The organism is Agrobacterium sp. CCNWLW32 (genome assembly GCF_037083425.1).
GTDB lineage: Bacteria > Pseudomonadota > Alphaproteobacteria > Rhizobiales > Rhizobiaceae > Agrobacterium > Agrobacterium radiobacter.
Genome location: NZ_JBAOJM010000007.1, coordinates 63,438 through 79,194, shown reverse-complemented (window position 1 = coordinate 79,194; position 15,757 = coordinate 63,438). Strand labels below are relative to the sequence as shown.

Genomic DNA, 15,757 nt, shown 5'->3' with positions numbered 1-15,757 from the left:
GCCGCAGGAATGCAGCGATCACGAATCTTAACAAAATTTAACTATTGCGTAGGTGGATGAAGCCGCTATGTTCCTCGCTGCGTTGCAACACCGATTTCTTCTCCGGCAACGCGGTCGCATTCGGCCCGGCAACTTTTCTTTGCCGCCCGCATTTAAGTGTCCACCATCAGGGAGATGCAAATGACAATTTCAGTCTCACAACCCGATTCCGATCACGAAACCGATGCTCCTTTCGCCAAAAAAGTCCTCACCGCTCGCAATCTCGCCGGATATACGGTCGAACAGCTTGCCGTGACCTGCGGCCTGACCACCAGCGAAATACGCGCCCTGGAAGACGGCACGGACAGCGATCCGCTGCGCATCAGGCGCGTTGCCGCCGCACTGCATATTCCCGTCGAAACCGTTATCTGATCCTTCTAGCGATCACCAAAAATCTCAGCGCCGCCGGGGGACAATGTTCCCGGGAACATCCGGGCGGCGCGCGTGGCCTGATGCCGCCAATCCCTTCCGGAACATTTTCCACGCCCCTCTCTTAACATTTTCGTTATCCGGCACCACATGGGGTTCACGAGCGACCATGTTCGGCCGAGTTCGACATGTGCCCTGCCCGTGCGAGAGCAGCAACAACCTCCGGAATCCTGCCATGACACTAAGTCTCGACACCGAAGAACGCGTTTCTTCAGCACTGGATGAATTGTGGCCAGCGGAAAAGACGGAAATTCTCGACTGGCTCATCACCGGCACCAAGGACGAACGCTTTATCGACGAGATATTCGTCGAGCTCTGCAGCAGGCTGCGGGCGAGCGGAATTTCCGTGGCGCGGGGCGTGCTCGCTTTCCGCATTCGCCATCCGCAATGGCTTGGCGCGCGCATCCTGTGGAAAGCCGGCCTGTCCTCCGCCGAGATCGCCACCTATGGCTATGGGTCTGAAAATACGCCCGAATATCTCAACAGCCCCATCAACGACATTCATCAGGGCGCCACCGAAGTTCGCCACCGGCTGAACGGAGAGGAGATCGATGAACCCGGCTATACGATCTACGAAGATCTGCGGGCCGAAGGGCTGACGGATTATTGCGCCTGGCCGATCGAACACACCTTTGGCAAGCGCCATGTCGCCACATTCTCCAGTGACCGGCCCGGCGGTTTTTCCGACAGTGAAATCCTCGCCTTGAAAAACCTGCTACCGGCGCTCGCGCTGGTCAGCGAAATACGCCTGAAAAACCGCATGACGCGCACCCTGCTGGAGACCTATGTAGGGCCGCATGCGGGTGAAAAGATCCTCAATGGCGCAACGACACGCGGCAGCGGCATGACGGTGGGCGCGGCGATCCTGATCTGCGACCTGCGCAATTTCACCCATATTTCCGACCTCTGGCCGCGCGACGATGTCATCGAGCTTCTGAACGGTTATTTCGACGCCATGTGCGATCCCATCGAGGAATTCGGCGGCGAAATTCTGAAATTCATGGGCGACGGGCTGCTGGCGATTTTCCCGCTCAGCGATCCCAAGGCCTGCGAAAACCTGTTGAAAGCCATCGCCAGCGCGCAGAAGAGCCTCGTTGCGCTCAATGAAATCAATCGCCGGAAGGGCCACGATTCCCTGGGTTACGGCATCGGCGTGCATGTCGGTGATGTCATGTACGGCAATATCGGTTCGAAAACCCGCCTCGATTTCACCGTCATCGGCCCCGCCGTCAACATCGCCTCGCGGCTGGAAACACTGACCAAGGAGACCGGGCGCAACGTGCTTTTCTCCGAAGAATTCGTCCGCATGGCAGGACATCAGGAAAAGCTCGAAAATCTCGGCCCATGGCTGCTGCGCGGACTGGAAACCCCGGTCGAGGTTTACGCGCTTCCGCCAGAGACGAACATAATCTCCGACTGAACGGGTCGCCTTCACCCACCTTGCTCCACCCCGCACGGCTCCTTCTGACGGAGGTGACGCTTTGTTGCGGGCGCCTTTTCGGCGATGCCGTTTCCGCTGTTCCGTCCCCTCTCAAAACGCTTGACACATCTGCGATGTCGATCTAGCAAAATAGAACATATATTCCATATCGAAACATTGCTTGCATTCATATTCTGTCTTTCCGGGAGTGAGGGACGGGTGTGAGAAACCGGAGGAAAGATGGTTACGAAATTGGCACTGCTCGGCGCTGGACGGATCGGCAAGGTCCACGCCAAGGCGATCACCACCGACAGCCGTGCGCAGCTGGTGGCCGTTGTGGACGCCATGGCCGGTGCTGCGGAAGCAATCGCCCGCGAAGCGCAGTGCAAGGTCAGCACGATCGATGAGGTTCTGGCCGACAAGACGATCGATGCCGTCATCATCTGCACGCCGACCAACACCCATGCCGACCTGATCGAGCGTTTCGCCCGGGCCGGCAAGGCGATCTTCTGCGAAAAGCCCGTCGATCTCGATGTTGCCCGCGCGGAAGCCTGCGCGAAGGTGGTTGAGGAAACCGGTGCGAAGGTGATGCTCGGTTTCAACCGCCGTTTCGACCCGCATTTCCAGGCCGTTCACAAGGTCATCGAAGATGGCCGCATCGGCAAGGTGGAAATGGTGACCATCACCAGCCGCGACCCCGGCCCGCCGCCGGCCGAATATATCAAGGTCTCCGGCGGTATCTTCCGCGACATGACCATTCATGATTTCGATATGGCCCGCTTCCTGCTCGGCGAGGAAGTGGAAAGCGTGTTTGCAACCGGTTCGGTTCTCGTCAATCCGGAGATCGGTGCGCTGGGTGATTTTGACAGCGCCAGCATCATCCTGACGACGAAAAGCGGCAGGCAGGCGGTCATTTCGAACTCTCGCCGCGCGACCTATGGTTACGACCAGCGCATCGAAGTGCACGGCTCGCTCGGTTCGGCAGCGGCCGAAAACCAGCGCCCGGTTTCCATCGAAATCGCCAATGCGGAAGGTTACACCCGCCCGCCGCTGCATGACTTCTTCATGACGCGTTACACGGCGGCCTATGCTGCGGAAATCACCGCCTTCATCGACAGCATCGAAAACAATGTCGCGCCCTCGCCTTCCATCAAGGACGGGCTGGTCGCGCTGAAGCTGGCCGACGCCGCGCTGAAATCCACCGCCTCGAAGGCGGCCGTAAAGATCGGCTGAAGCCACAATCGGGACGCTGTGCGTCTTGCTGAACCCTCTGTCCGCCGCGCAATTGTTGACGGCGGACAGCCGTGCCTGTCCCAAGGCCTTCGGCAGCAGGCCCACATCATCCAAGCTCCACGTCAACCTGCAGCGCGTCGCACCTCTCAGATATCACAATAGGCTGGCGCACCCACCGCCCTCATTCCTGTGCTCGTCACAGGAACCAGCCGACGCGCGTCTGCGCGGCGGGAGGACCGCTTTCAGTCCAAGGACTTGGACTGGCTGGATCCCTGTGACAAGCACAGGGATGAGGGGGAGAGCATCGCAAAATTACATTCCAGCAATTGACCTTTGAGAAGGCAGCTTCCGGACTTGCATGGCAGCTATTCGGAAAATAAGGTTGTCTGACAAGGTACGGCCATAACATATGGCTGTTACCCACCTCATTCACCCCGAATACTCTTTTGCCGGCGGCAGTCGGATAGCGGTTTTTTCATGCCATCACCCAGGACCGGCTTTGTTTATGCGCTTGTCGCTTTCACGATCTTTGCGGCGCAGGATGGCATTTCGAAGCATCTGGGCAGCGCCTATCCGCCGGTCTTCGTGGCCATGCTGCGATACTGGGCCTTTGCCGTTTTTGTTCTGCTGATGGCTGCAAAATCCGCCGGCGGCATCAGGGGCGCCGTCATGGCCAACCGTCCCTGGCTGCAAATCGGCCGCGGTGTGCTTCTTGCCGTGCAGATCGTTTTTTCCATCTTCTCCTTCGCCGTCGTCGGGCTGGCGCACAGCCATTCCATCCTCGCCTCCGCGCCGCTGATCGTTGCGGCATTGTCCACGCCGTTGCTGGGAGAACATGTGGGCTGGCGACGCTGGTGCGCCATTTTTGTCGGCTTCATCGGCGTTCTCGTCATCCTCAAGCCGGATGGCGAAGGCTTCGACAACAAGCTGATCATCACCTTCGTGGCCGCCTTCATGCTGGCGCTCTACAGTGTCCTGACCCGCCTCGGCAGCAAGAGCGATTCAGCGATGACCAGCTTCTTCTATACCGGCGTGGCCGGTGCGGCGGCGCTGACGCTGGTCGGCCCGTTTTATTGGGTCAACCTCGCTCCGCAGGATTGGGGATGGATGCTGGCGCTCTGCATTACCGGCATGAGCGGCCATTATTGCCTGATAAAAGCATTCGAACTGGCGGATGCCGCCTCGGTGCAACCCTTTTCCTATTACCAGCTGGTGCTCGTCTCCATCATCGGCGTCACCATCTATGGCGAGGTCGTGACATCAAACATGGTGATCGGTGCGGCGATCGTTATTGCCGCCGGCCTTTTCACCATCTGGCGGGAACATGTGGTTGCCAGGAGGAGCCGCCGCCAAGCCTGAGCCTCACGCCCGGCGAGATCGATCAGACGAGAGCCGCCTCACAACGCAGAAGCATCCCAAACAGATCACGCGGCTCATCCGGATCGGCCAGCAGATCAAGCTCCGTATAAAGGCCCGTGGATGGCAGTTTTGAACGCACGTAACGCAAAGCCGAAAAATCTTCGGTCGCGAAACCAACGCTGTCGAACAGCGTGATCTGCCTGTCGCTTGCCCGTCCCTCCCTTGCGCCGGCAATGACCTGCCAGAGCTCGGTAATGGGATAATCCGCCGGCAATTGCTGGATTTCACCTTCAATGCGCGTCTGCGGTGGATATTCCACGAAAATATCCGATCGCAAAAGGATGTCCCGATGCAATTCCGTCTTGCCGGGGCAATCGCCGCCGACGGCGTTGATGTGAATGCCGGGCCCGACCATGTTGTCGGTCAGGATCGTCGCATATTGCTTGTCAGCGGTAACTGTTGTGATGATGTCAGCCCCTTCGACCGCTTCCTGCGCGCTCTCGCAGATCTTGATGGCAAAACCCTGCCCGGCGAGATTACTGGCGCATTTTTCACTGGCGGACCGGTCGATATCGAAAAGGCGCAACGTGTCGATGCCAAGAATCGCCTTGAAAGCGCGCGCCTGGAATTCGCTCTGCGCGCCATTGCCGATGATGGCCATGGAGCGGGAATTTTTGCGGGCGAGATATTTCGCCGCGACGGCTGATGTTGCGGCGGTGCGCAGCGCCGTCAGGATCGTCATCTCGGTCAGAAGCAGCGGATAACCATTGCCGACATCGGAAAGCACGCCGAAGGCCGTCACGGTCTGGCGGCCTTCTCTCATGTTCTTCGGATGGCCGTTGACATATTTGAAGCCGTAAAGCGTGCCATCGCTGGTCGGCATCAGTTCGATGACACCTTCCTTCGAATGCGAGGCGATGCGCGGCGTCTTGTCGAAGCTTTCCCAGCGGCGGAAATCCTCTTCCACCACATCGGCAAGCTCGCGCAGGAACGTATCGATACCCACGCGCAGCACGAGTTTCATCATCTGATCGACGCTGACGAAGGGCACGATATTGAGGTTCGGTATCACGGTCATCACATCACCCCTTTCAGCCGGCCCGTGTCGGGCGGTCCATGACCCGCTTGCCCAGCAGGCTGGCGGCAAGATCGACCATCAGGGTCGCGGTTCTGCCGCGCTCGTCGAGAAACGGGTTGAGCTCCACGAGATCAAGACTGCAGACCAGCCCGCTATCATGCAGCATTTCCATGACGAGATGCGCCTCGCGGAACGTCGCGCCACCCGGAACCGTGGTGCCGACGGCCGGCGCGATGGACGGCTCAAGAAAATCGACATCGAGACTGACATGCAAAAGCCCGTTTGCCGCCTGAACCCGCGCCAAAAATTGACGCAGGAGAACGGCAACGCCGTGTTCGTCTATCGAACGCATGTCGTGAACGGTGATGCCGCTCTCTTCCAGTGCGGCCCTTTCGGCCGGATCAACGCTGCGGATGCCGATCATGCCGATATTGTCTTCAGGAACCGCATGGGAAAGCGGCGGGAAATAACCCTCAAACCCCTTTCGCCCGCTGAAATAGGCAACCGGCGTGCCGTGCAGATTGCCGCTGCGCGTCGTTTCCAGCGTGTGGTAATCGGTATGGGCATCGAGCCAGAGCACGAAGAATGGCCGACCGCTCTCTGCCACCCGGCGCGCCATGCCGGCGACCGTCCCCGCAGAAATCGCATGATCGCCGCCGAGGAAGATCGGCACAGCGCCGGCGCTTTCACGATAGGCAGCCTCCGTCAGCGCCTCCGTCCAGGCCACGGTTTCAGCCAGATGATGCACCGCCGGGTTGGGATGGCAAAATTCTCGCAACGGCGCGGGCGTCACATTGCCGGTATCGACGACCCGATGCCCCAGTTCTTCGAGAGCGTGTGCCAGCCCTGCGACGCGATAGGCGCTGGGGCCCATCTCGCATCCCAATTGCCCGGCCCCGATCTGCAGCGGCGCACCGATCAACCTGATTTCCATTCCCGTCCTCGCTTTCCTGCCAACACACCCAGTTCAACACAATGACCTGGCGAAATGAACATCAAATATTGGCAATATTATCGAAATAAGCTATCGATCTGCTAGAATTAATTTATCAAACTGGTCATCATGGATAATCTCGACGAACGGCTCATCACCCTTTTGCGGCATAATGGCAGGCGCAGCATTTCTGATCTCGCAATCGAGACGGAAACCTCGCGCGCGACGGTGCGCTCGCGCATCGAAAGAATGGAGAACGACGGCACCATCATCGGTTACACCGTCATTCTACGCGCCGACGCGGTGGAGGCGGCGATCCGCGGCATCATGATGATCGAGATTGAAGGCCATGTGACTGATCGTGTCATCCGCACCCTTGGCGGTTTTCCGGAAATATCCGAAATCCACAGCACCAACGGCCGCTGGGACCTGATCGTGGAACTCAACGCCGCCACACTCAGCGATTTCGACGCGGTGCTCCGCCGCATCCGCCTGGTGCCCGGCATCACCGGCAGCGAGACCAGCCTCCTGCTCTCCACCCCGCGCTCCACCCGCGCACGGCTCTGACCCCTGAGACGAAACGCAAAACAGGGATAAAACGCATTTTTCGATTTTTTCGACTTGCGCCCCGCAATAAATCATCTATATGACGACCCACCAAAGCGAACGCGGCAACGTGCTTCAGGCTTTTGGGGAATAGTTCAATGGTAGAACGACGGACTCTGACTCCGTTAATCTTGGTTCGAATCCAGGTTCCCCAGCCAAATATCTCCAAATAAAATCAGCTTCTTGAGTTTGGAATGGTCCGCGTCATCGCGATGCCCCGTTCAAACGCGATAAACGACCGCTCCACCAGACATGCCCGCGCCAGCCGCTGTTAAAAGCAGGGTTTCGCCTTCCGCGAAAGGCCTTTCGGCATTGGCGACGGACAGCGAAAGCGGAATGGTTGCGGCGGAGGAATTGCCGAAGCTTTCTATCGTGCGAACCGTCTTTTGCCTGTTGATACCGAGATTGCCGCAGACGGCGTCAAACATGCGGGCATTGGCCTGATGGGGTACGAAACGGTCGATGTCGGCTGCCGTCATTCCGGCCTCGTTCAGCACCCTTTTCGAGGTCTCTGTCATCAGCATCACGGCGCGGGAGAAGACCTCGCGGCCATCGCGCATTGTCATTAGCACCTCTTCGGCGGATGTATCGGCAGAGAACGGCTGGCTACTGCCTCCCGCCGCTATCTGGATCAGATCATAACCGCCGCCATCCGCAACAAGATCGGCTGACAAAAGCCCACGCTGCGCCTCTTTGCAGGGCTTGAGTACAACGGCGCCGGCGGCATCAGCGAACAGGACCGCGCTTGCCCTTTCCACCGGATTGATACGGCGGCTCAATATATTGGCGGCAACGACGAGCACGGCGCGGCCGTGGGTGCGGACAAAGCCATCGGCAAGGGTGAGCGCATAAAGAAAGCCGGAACAGGCCCCAGCGAGATCGATCGCGCCGGATCGGACGAGGCCCAGCCGGTGTGCGAGCAGCGGCGCCGAGGGTGGCAGAAGATGATCCGGTGTAGAAGTTGCAAGCAGCGTCAGCGCGATCTCGGCGGAGCCAATTTCCGCATCTTCCAGCGCCATGCGGCCGGCTCTTGCGGCAAGGCCGCTCAACGTGTCACCCTCTTGCGCCCAATAACGCGTGCGGATGCCGGTGCGCCTCTCGATCCAGCCGGCCTCCAGCCCGAGGCTGGCCTCTATCTCGGCATTATCGACACATCTTGACGGAACGGCATGACCAAAACCGGCCATGCGGGAAGAACGGGTCTGCATTGTCAGGGCTTTCGGAGACGGTTCTGGAACAGGCTGAACACGGCCGTACGCTGTTTTCACGCGATGCCGGCCGCACGCGATTTTAACGATGCGGTTTCGGTGACGATCCCGGCCACCTCGTCGATGGCGTCAAAGGCGCTGGTCAGATCTTCCCCCGTCGAACAATAGGGCGGCATCAGATAAAGCACATTGCCGAGCGGGCGGATGACGAACCCGCGCTCGCGGAACAATTGCCGCATGCGCGGGCCCGCCTCGGCGAGATAACCACCGGCAGGCACCACGAGGTCGAGCGCCGCGATGGTCCCCATTTGCCGGATGCCGGTGAAACGCCGGTCATCCGCAAATCGCCGGAGATTGTCGCGCAACATCTGTTGCAATTGCCCAATGCGCTGAAGCACGGGCTCATCCCGCCAGACCTGAAGATTGGCGACAGCGGCAGCACAGGCAATCGGATTGGCCGTATAGGAACTGGAATGGAAAAAAGTCTTGCGGCGATCTGTTGAAAAATGCGCATCGAAGATTTCCACGCTGCACAGCGTTGCGGCGAGCGGCAGCGAGCCGCCCGTAAGCCCTTTGGATGTGCACAGAATATCCGGCGAAATACCTGCCTGTTCGCAGGCGAACAGGGTTCCCGTTCTGCCCCAGCCCGTCATCACTTCGTCTGCGATGACGAGACAGCCATGGCGCTCGGCGATCTGTTTCAGCCCGGCCAGTATATCCGCACCGTACATCTTCATTCCGCCGGCTCCGAGCACCAGCGGCTCGATCAGCAAGGCGGCGATGCGGCCCGAACGGCAGAAGCTCTCGAACATGTCCAATGTCTGCTGTTCACCGCCCGCTTGCGGAAAAGCCAGCCGGTCGACACCGAAGAGCAACGGCTCGTAAGCGGCATTGAACACGCCGCGCTCACCTGTCGACATGGTGCCGATCGTATCGCCGTGATAACCATGCTCCATCACCACGATACGGTCGCGCTTTTCCCCGCGATTGTGGAAATAGCCGAGCGCCATTTTCAGCGCCACCTCAACCGCAGTCGAGCCGCTATCGGAATAGAACACGTGGCTTAACCCGTTGGGTGCAAGTTCGATCAGCCCGCGCGCCAGCGTTTCTGCGGGTTCATGGGAGAACTCGGCGAAAATGACCTGGTCGAAGGCTTCTGTCGCGGCGCGGATGGCCGCCATGATCCCGGGATGCCGGTGCCCGTGGGTGATGACCCACCAGGAGGAAATGCCGTCGAACAGGCGATTGCCGTCCTCATCGACGAGAAATGCGCCTTCCGCTGATACGACGCGTTTCATCGGCGGTTCCAGCCCGTGCTGGGTGAAAGGATGCCAGACAGGGGAACGGCTCATGCAGGCGCCTCCAGAAAATCAGCGAGATTGAAGTGTCGGGCAAATGCCTGATGCAGCGCCTCTGATGTCATCTCCGGCAGGCGCGGCAGACGGCCAAGCAGGCGAACAGCGCCGACATTGGCGATGACGCACTCATTTTCCCGGTTCTCGTCGCCGATGAAGACCACGCCCTGCACCGGAATGGCGCGACGCCGCAACGCCTCAAGCGAGAGCAGCGTGTGGTTGATGGTGCCAAGCGAGGTCCTTGCGCACAGCACAAGCGGAATTTGCCAGCGGGCGAAAATATCGGCGAACAGCAATGTGTCTGTCAGCGGCACCAGAAGCCCGCCCGCCCCCTCGATGACAAGAGGTCCATCCGTTTGCGGCGGCATCAGAAGCGCGGGATCGATCGTTACATTCTCAAGGTGGGCCGACAGATGTGGCGAGGCCGGCATTTTCAGGCGATAGGCCTCCGGCACGATACGGGCCTGCGGCACACCCCCCAGCCGTTCCACCGTCTCACTGTCTGTTTCTTCCTCCAGCCCGGATTGCACGGGCTTCCAGTAATATGCCTGCAGGGCGTGGGTCAGCGCCGCGGAAAAAACCGTCTTGCCGATGCCCGTGTCGGTGCCTGAAATGACGAAACGAGGGCTCATTTCCGCTCCTCCGCCAGCGAAACGGCAAGCAGCCCTACCATATCGGCGATCTGTCTCTCATCCACGTTGAGCGTGATGGCGATGCGCAGGCGCGCCGTGCCTTCCGGCACCGTCGGCGGGCGGATCGCGCGCACATCGAAACCGCCTTCCCGCAGATGCGCGGCGATACGAAGCGAACGGGCATTGTCACCGATCATCACCGGTAATATCTGCGAGCCGCCGGGGGCAACGCCAAGCCGGGAGCGAAGCTCTTCGCCGGCAAAGTTTACCAGCTCCGCCAGCCGCAAACGCCGCCACGGCTCATCGACGATGATACGCAGGGCTTCCCGCACGGCCGCCGCCATCAGCGGCGAAGGCGCGGTCGAATAGATGAAACCGCGGGCGCGGTTGACGAGATAATCGGCAAGAACCGCCGGCAGGCTCAAAAGCGCGCCGGAAAGGCCGAGCGCCTTGCCGCAGGTGTGCAACGCCACCACATTGCCGTGGCCTTCCAGCTCCGCGGCAAGGCCGCGCCCGCCGGGGCCGAACACGCCGGTCGCATGCGCCTCGTCGACGACAAGGAAGCCCTCATGTTTCCCGGCAAGATCAGCCAGGGCCGCAAGCGGGGCACGGTCCCCATCCATGGAATAAAGGCTTTCGACAGCGATCCACGGGCGGCCCCGGCCACCCTCCCGCCGCCAGCGGATTATTTCCCGTTCGAATGCCTCGACCTGATTATGCGGCACGGCGATCACCTTCGCCTTGCCGGCGGCAATACCATCATGGACGCTGGCATGGATGAGGGCGTCGTGAAGGACGAGGTCTTCCCGCAGCGGCAATGTGGAGAACAGCGCGACATTGGCGGCAAAACCGCTGCCGAAATAGATTGCTTTTTCAGCCCCGAACAGCCCCGCTGCTTCCGCTTCCAGCGCCTCATGTTCGCGGTGGTTGCCGCGCAGCAGCCGCGAGCCGCCGGCCCCTGCCGGCACGCCCCTTCCGATGGCATCGGCAAATGCCTCCTTCAGCCGGGGTGAATCGGCAAGGCCAAGATAGTCGTTGGAGGTGAAATCGATCCCCTCCTGGGGAGCGAGCACGCGCAGCCGCGACTTGCGCTGCAGGCCGGCGAGCTTTGCCTCATAGGGGAAGAGCGCCGTGAGATTCACCGGCACCCTCCCGTCTCCCCAGACTGCAATTCCGTGGGCTGCAGTTCCATCGGCTTCAGGCCCAGCCGGCGGAAAAGCGCCGTATCGTGGTCCTCACCCGGATTATCCGCCGTCAGCAGTGTCTCACCGATGAAGATGGAATTGGCACCGGCCAGGAAACAGAGCGCCTGTGTCTCATCGCTCATCTCCGTACGCCCGGCCGAAAGCCGCACATGCGAACGCGGCATCAGGATACGCGCCAGCGCGATGGTGCGGATGAAATCGATGGGATCAACGGGATCGGCATTGGCGAGCTTCGAGCCGGGGATCGGGATCAGCATGTTTATCGGCACGCTTTCCGGCGGAACCGGCAGGTTGGCGAGCGTCACCAGCATCGAAATCCGGTCTTCCACCGTTTCCCCCATGCCGAGAATACCGCCGGCGCAGACCTTGATGCCGGCATCGCGGACATTGGCAAGCGTTTCCAGCCGGTCCTCGAAGGTACGGGTGGTAATGATCTGCGAATAAAACCGCTCGGACGTGTCGACGTTGTGATTGTAGTAGTCGAGACCGGCATCGGCCAGCCGTTCGGATTGTTCCGGGGTCAGCATGCCGAGAGTCATGCAGGTTTCCATGCCGAGCGCCTTCACGCCCTCGACCATGGCCACCACCGCCTCCATGTCGCGCTCCTTGGGATTACGCCAGGCAGCCCCCATGCAATAGCGCGTCGCCCCGCCTTCCTTCGCCTTGCGCGCCTCAGTCAGCACCCGCTCCACTTCCATCAGTTTGGAGGCCTTGAGGCCGGTGGGGTTGCGGGCGGACTGGCTGCAATAACCACAATCCTCCGGGCAGCCGCCGGTCTTGATGGATAAAAGCCGGCTCATCTGGATGGCATTGGGATCGAAATGACAGCGATGCACCTGCTGGGCGCGGAACAGGAGATCGTTAAACGGCAAATTATAGATAATTTTTGCTTCTTCGAGTGACAAGCTGCTGCCAATATCTAGAATCGGAGCTGGGTTTCTGTCGATTTGCGTGACGATCTGGTCCATCTGTCGATCTCTCCCTCAAAATAAATAGATAGAAGTTCTTTTTATCTATTTTTTTCGGGCTGCTTTTTGCAAGCACTTTTTCGAGAAAAATTTCCGAGAGGAGAGATGGGCGGCACATGCGGGATCAGAATCGCCGGGTTTCAATGCTGAAATTCATTGAATACGCACGCACTCACGGAAAAGATCGGATCGGCCAATGGCGTGAAAACTCCGCACTTGCTAAGGGTGAGACATGATCGCACTTCGTCCCTCCGAGAGCCGCGACGCTGTCCGCATCCTCGACATATGGAGCAAAGCAGTCGACGCCACCCACCAGTTCCTCCTGCCGGCGGATCGCGCCGCGATCGGGGAGGAAGTCGACGCTTTCCTGCCACAGGCGCCGCTGACGCTGGCCGTCGATGCTTCTGACCATGTCCTCGGTTTCATGTTTCTGCATGAAGGGCATATGGAGGCGCTTTTCATCGATCCGGACCATCATGGCCAGGGCATCGGCAAGGCACTGGTGCAGAGGGCGCTTGCGCTTCATCCCGCGCTGACCACTGACGTCAACGAACAGAACGGCGAGGCCATGGGTTTTTATCGTCGGCTGGGATTCGAACCGACCGGACGCTCCGATCTGGACGGACAGGGGCGACCCTATCCACTCGTTCATCTTCGATTTCGCGCAACGGAAAAATAGGCCGCCGGGATCGTCGGGGAGGATCAAGCCACGAACACCATAGTCCGCTTCGCAACCGACGATTTTTTGCCCGAACACCGCTTCGACCAATGGCGCGAAGTGCGCGGCAAAAGCCTGTTTGGCGTGACGATCGAGCTTGCACGGGATCTTCGCCACAGTTTCAAGGGTTCGTTTCAGGCGCGCGCCGTCGCCGGCGCCGTGGCAACAGAAATGCGCGCTTCGTCTTACCGGGTAAACCGCACGGAAGCCGATATTGCCCGCATTGCCGGCAACAGCCTCTGCATCGGCCTGCAGGTCAAGGGTTCGGGGTTTCTGCATGCCGGCAGGGATCAGGTTCACGCCGTCGGCGGCGGCGATATCACCATCAACTATTCCGACTTGCCCTATGACGCGATACCGGGAAACGAGGCCGATTTTCACTACAAGATGCTAAAAATCCCCGTGGACTACGAGGTCATGCTCGGTCAGGCCACCGATGACCTGTTTGCGACGCGTTATGCGGAAAACAATAGTTTCGCCCTGCCCTTCCGGGCCCTTTTCAACGCGCTGAACGCTGCCCCCGGCAGGCTCATCGATCCCGCACGCGATGTCACGCATATCGCCCGGCTTGCCATGACGGCGCGCGGACGGCTTTCGCCCGCCATGCCGGAGGTGCGCGCCGCGCTCAGGACCGGGCTCTGTTATGCGGCCCAGGACATCATGATACGAAAAAAATCCCGGCAGAACCTCACCCCTGCCGCAGTCGCGAAGGAACTGGGCATTTCGCTTCGGCAATTGCATGTGGTTTTCGAGGGTGCGGAACTGTCGTTTTCCCGCACGCTCTCCTCCATGCGGATCGAGGAAGCGAAGCGGTTGCTGCTGGCATTCCCCGCTCTGCCGGTCACACAGATCGCCTATGGCTGCGGCTTCGACAGCCTTGCAACATTTTACCGTGTGTTCGCCGGCACCTATGGCATGACGCCCGGTGACGCCCGCGCTGCGGATATGCCGTCGGCTTAAAATTTCACCTCTGCGCGCAATGAGAAGACGCGCCATTTCAGCTCCTGTAAGGCCGCTAGACCATCCCATTCCGGAGCGCGGCCCATGACCAATTTTTTCGACTTTGCGATTTCCCGACTACCGGCCGTCGTCGCCGATGGCCGCGGTCCGGCACCCTGCGAAATAGAGGCGATGCTGCAGAAAGAGCCCTTCGCGGCCGCGCTGCGGCTTCTATCGGGTAGCTTTATCGCCCTCTACGAAGGCTCGCCCGAGATGACCGCGCTCTTCGCAACACGCCAGAACCGGCTTCTTTGCCATGCGCTTCTGGCGCTCTATTTTCAGAAATGCGGGGACTGTGAAACGGCAACGGGAGAAGCAGCCCTGACGCGGGAAGATTTCGGCCATCTGGCGCTCCGGCACGGGCTCGCCAGCCACAGCGTTGCCTATTCCTTCTTCAAAGCGGCGCTGAAACGCGGAATGACACGCCCGGTCGACCAATCCGGCAACGGGCCGGGCAATGGGGTGGCGCCTTCAGCCCCGGCGCTGGCGATGCTCGCGCAATGGTACGACGTGCATTTTCAGGCGCTGGACCTGCTCGATGAGGGCTTCAGGGCATCGCGCTTCATCAGGCGATCGGAAGCCCTGCTTCCCCATATCCACCCCCGTGTATCACAGGCGTTTCTGTCACATCCGGAGGTGCGCTGCCCCGGCCCGCTTTCCATCATTTTCAACTGGTTCGATGCGGGCGGCCTGCTGATGGACCGCCTTATCGCCGGGATCGACTGGGAAAGACCGCCCGAACAGGGCAAACGTGTGACCGATGTGGAAACCGTGACACAGCTGGCGACCTCCCTCTCCGTGTCACGCATCCATGTCGGCCGCAAGCTTGCAGCGGCCGAACTGATCGGCGGCATAGGCTGGAGCGGACGGCGCGGCCGTTCCGCGCTCTGGATCTCGCAGGGCTTTTACGAGGAATATGCCCGCACACAGGCCCGCAAGCTTCTCATTCTCGATGATGCCTTCATCGACGTCGTGTGAGCTGCGGACAAACTGCACGCCCTGCCATTCGACTGGAAGGTTTGGCTCCGCATCAAGCGCGACATAAAGGCTTTCGTTGATGGTTATGAGGGATATCCATTGACAAATCACAGGACTGCAGCTTTTCTATCCAGCATGCGTGAGATGTTGCGAGCATCGAAATTGATGGCCCTGTTGTTCAGACTGGTGATGATCCTGTCACTGGCGGGCTATAGCGTTTCCACTGTCAATGCCGCAATGCATCCTGCCGAAGCCGGTGGAATGCAGCACGATCAGTCCGCCATGATGGATCACGGCGGTTCAGCCATGATGTCCGACAGTCATGATCACAAAGATATGGCCGCCGAGCATGATAGCGGCACCCAAAAAACCGCAAAGCCCCAATGCTGCGGCGATTTCTGTCTCGGCATGGCGGTCCTGATCAGCCACGACACCACTGGCAGACCCGTCGTCAACAGCATCCGTTCCTTCCTTGACGACAGCAAGGCGCTCGGCCAGACCCCGCTGCTTCACCGCCCCCCGAATATCTGAACAGGCAAAGCCCGCCTTTGGGCAATGACCGTGCGTGAGCGGCTTTAGCGCCGTCGCGCCGTTGC

At 59.9% G+C, this 15,757-nt stretch carries 16 protein-coding genes and 1 tRNA gene; 10 read left to right on the top strand and 7 right to left on the bottom strand.

Annotated elements, in window-relative coordinates; genetic code table 11:
- Positions 1 to 180: 180 nt before the first annotated feature.
- From V6R85_RS16150 to V6R85_RS16135, 4 genes are all read left to right on the top strand, one after another.
- The gene (locus V6R85_RS16150; protein ID WP_020809209.1) at positions 181 to 411 is read left to right on the top strand and encodes a helix-turn-helix domain-containing protein; all 231 of its coding nucleotides are present in this window, start codon (positions 181 to 183) and stop codon (positions 409 to 411) included.
- Positions 412 to 643: 232 nt separating this feature from the next.
- On the top strand, positions 644 to 1,888 hold the full coding sequence (locus V6R85_RS16145) for an adenylate/guanylate cyclase domain-containing protein (protein WP_003508438.1): 1,245 nt from the start codon (positions 644 to 646) through the stop codon (positions 1,886 to 1,888).
- A gap of 240 nt (positions 1,889 to 2,128) precedes the next feature.
- Positions 2,129 to 3,121 (top strand): inositol 2-dehydrogenase, encoded by a 993-nt coding sequence (gene iolG, locus V6R85_RS16140; RefSeq protein ID WP_112295872.1) that lies wholly within the window; start codon positions 2,129 to 2,131, stop codon positions 3,119 to 3,121.
- Positions 3,122 to 3,598: 477 nt separating this feature from the next.
- A complete protein-coding gene (locus tag V6R85_RS16135) occupies positions 3,599 to 4,480 on the top strand; it encodes a DMT family transporter (protein ID WP_112295873.1) in 882 nt (293 codons plus the stop codon).
- Positions 4,481 to 4,502: 22 nt separating this feature from the next.
- Here V6R85_RS16135 and V6R85_RS16130 read toward each other — a convergent pair whose 3' ends face one another.
- Both V6R85_RS16130 and rocF read right to left on the bottom strand, forming a co-directional pair.
- A complete protein-coding gene (locus tag V6R85_RS16130; RefSeq protein ID WP_336377081.1) occupies positions 4,503 to 5,558 on the bottom strand; it encodes an ornithine cyclodeaminase in 1,056 nt (351 codons plus the stop codon).
- A 13-nt stretch (positions 5,559 to 5,571) separates the two neighbouring features.
- Positions 5,572 to 6,492 carry an arginase gene (gene rocF / locus V6R85_RS16125; RefSeq protein WP_080867059.1) on the bottom strand — a complete coding sequence of 307 codons (921 nt, stop codon included), beginning with the start codon at positions 6,490 to 6,492 and terminating at the stop codon, positions 5,572 to 5,574.
- 129 nt (positions 6,493 to 6,621) lie between these two features.
- On the opposite strand from rocF, the gene V6R85_RS16120 reads away from it, so the two are divergent.
- A complete protein-coding gene (locus V6R85_RS16120) occupies positions 6,622 to 7,059 on the top strand; it encodes an Lrp/AsnC family transcriptional regulator (RefSeq protein WP_003508428.1) in 438 nt (145 codons plus the stop codon).
- A gap of 123 nt (positions 7,060 to 7,182) precedes the next feature.
- Positions 7,183 to 7,256: transfer RNA gene (locus V6R85_RS16115), tRNA-Gln, on the top strand.
- Between the two features lie 63 nt (positions 7,257 to 7,319).
- On the opposite strand, the gene V6R85_RS16110 is transcribed toward V6R85_RS16115, so the two are convergent.
- Genes V6R85_RS16110 through bioB form a run of 5 tightly spaced genes read right to left on the bottom strand, consistent with a single transcriptional unit; the run spans position 7,320 to position 12,466 of the window.
- Positions 7,320 to 8,306, bottom strand: a complete 987-nt coding sequence (locus V6R85_RS16110; protein ID WP_087746333.1) for a beta-ketoacyl-ACP synthase III — start codon at positions 8,304 to 8,306, stop codon at positions 7,320 to 7,322.
- A 56-nt stretch (positions 8,307 to 8,362) separates the two neighbouring features.
- The gene (locus V6R85_RS16105; protein ID WP_112295875.1) at positions 8,363 to 9,658 is read right to left on the bottom strand and encodes an adenosylmethionine--8-amino-7-oxononanoate transaminase; all 1,296 of its coding nucleotides are present in this window, start codon (positions 9,656 to 9,658) and stop codon (positions 8,363 to 8,365) included.
- The gene (gene bioD, locus V6R85_RS16100) at positions 9,655 to 10,293 is read right to left on the bottom strand and encodes a dethiobiotin synthase (protein ID WP_112295876.1); all 639 of its coding nucleotides are present in this window, start codon (positions 10,291 to 10,293) and stop codon (positions 9,655 to 9,657) included. The genes V6R85_RS16105 and bioD overlap by 4 nt, the downstream gene beginning before the upstream one ends.
- Complete coding sequence (locus V6R85_RS16095) at positions 10,290 to 11,435, bottom strand: 8-amino-7-oxononanoate synthase (RefSeq protein WP_112295897.1); 1,146 nt, start codon at positions 11,433 to 11,435, stop codon at positions 10,290 to 10,292. Before V6R85_RS16095 ends, bioD begins: the two co-directional genes overlap by 4 nt.
- Entirely contained in the window at positions 11,432 to 12,466 is a 1,035-nt protein-coding gene (gene bioB / locus V6R85_RS16090; protein ID WP_112295877.1) for a biotin synthase BioB, read from the bottom strand. Before bioB ends, V6R85_RS16095 begins: the two co-directional genes overlap by 4 nt.
- 232 nt (positions 12,467 to 12,698) lie before the next feature.
- Here bioB and V6R85_RS16085 point away from each other — a divergent pair, with 232 nt between their 5' ends.
- From V6R85_RS16085 to V6R85_RS16070, 4 genes are all read left to right on the top strand, one after another.
- Positions 12,699 to 13,145, top strand: coding sequence for an acetyltransferase (locus tag V6R85_RS16085; protein WP_112295878.1), 447 nt, complete (start codon positions 12,699 to 12,701; stop codon positions 13,143 to 13,145).
- 99 nt (positions 13,146 to 13,244) lie between these two features.
- Positions 13,245 to 14,144: an AraC family transcriptional regulator gene (locus tag V6R85_RS16080; RefSeq protein ID WP_060723774.1), complete on the top strand. Its 900-nt coding sequence runs from the start codon at positions 13,245 to 13,247 to the stop codon at positions 14,142 to 14,144.
- An 84-nt stretch (positions 14,145 to 14,228) separates the two neighbouring features.
- Complete coding sequence (locus V6R85_RS16075; RefSeq protein ID WP_336377080.1) at positions 14,229 to 15,161, top strand: hypothetical protein; 933 nt, start codon at positions 14,229 to 14,231, stop codon at positions 15,159 to 15,161.
- 165 nt (positions 15,162 to 15,326) lie between these two features.
- Positions 15,327 to 15,692, top strand: a complete 366-nt coding sequence (locus tag V6R85_RS16070; RefSeq protein ID WP_162694843.1) for a hypothetical protein — start codon at positions 15,327 to 15,329, stop codon at positions 15,690 to 15,692.
- Positions 15,693 to 15,757: the final 65 nt, after the last annotated feature.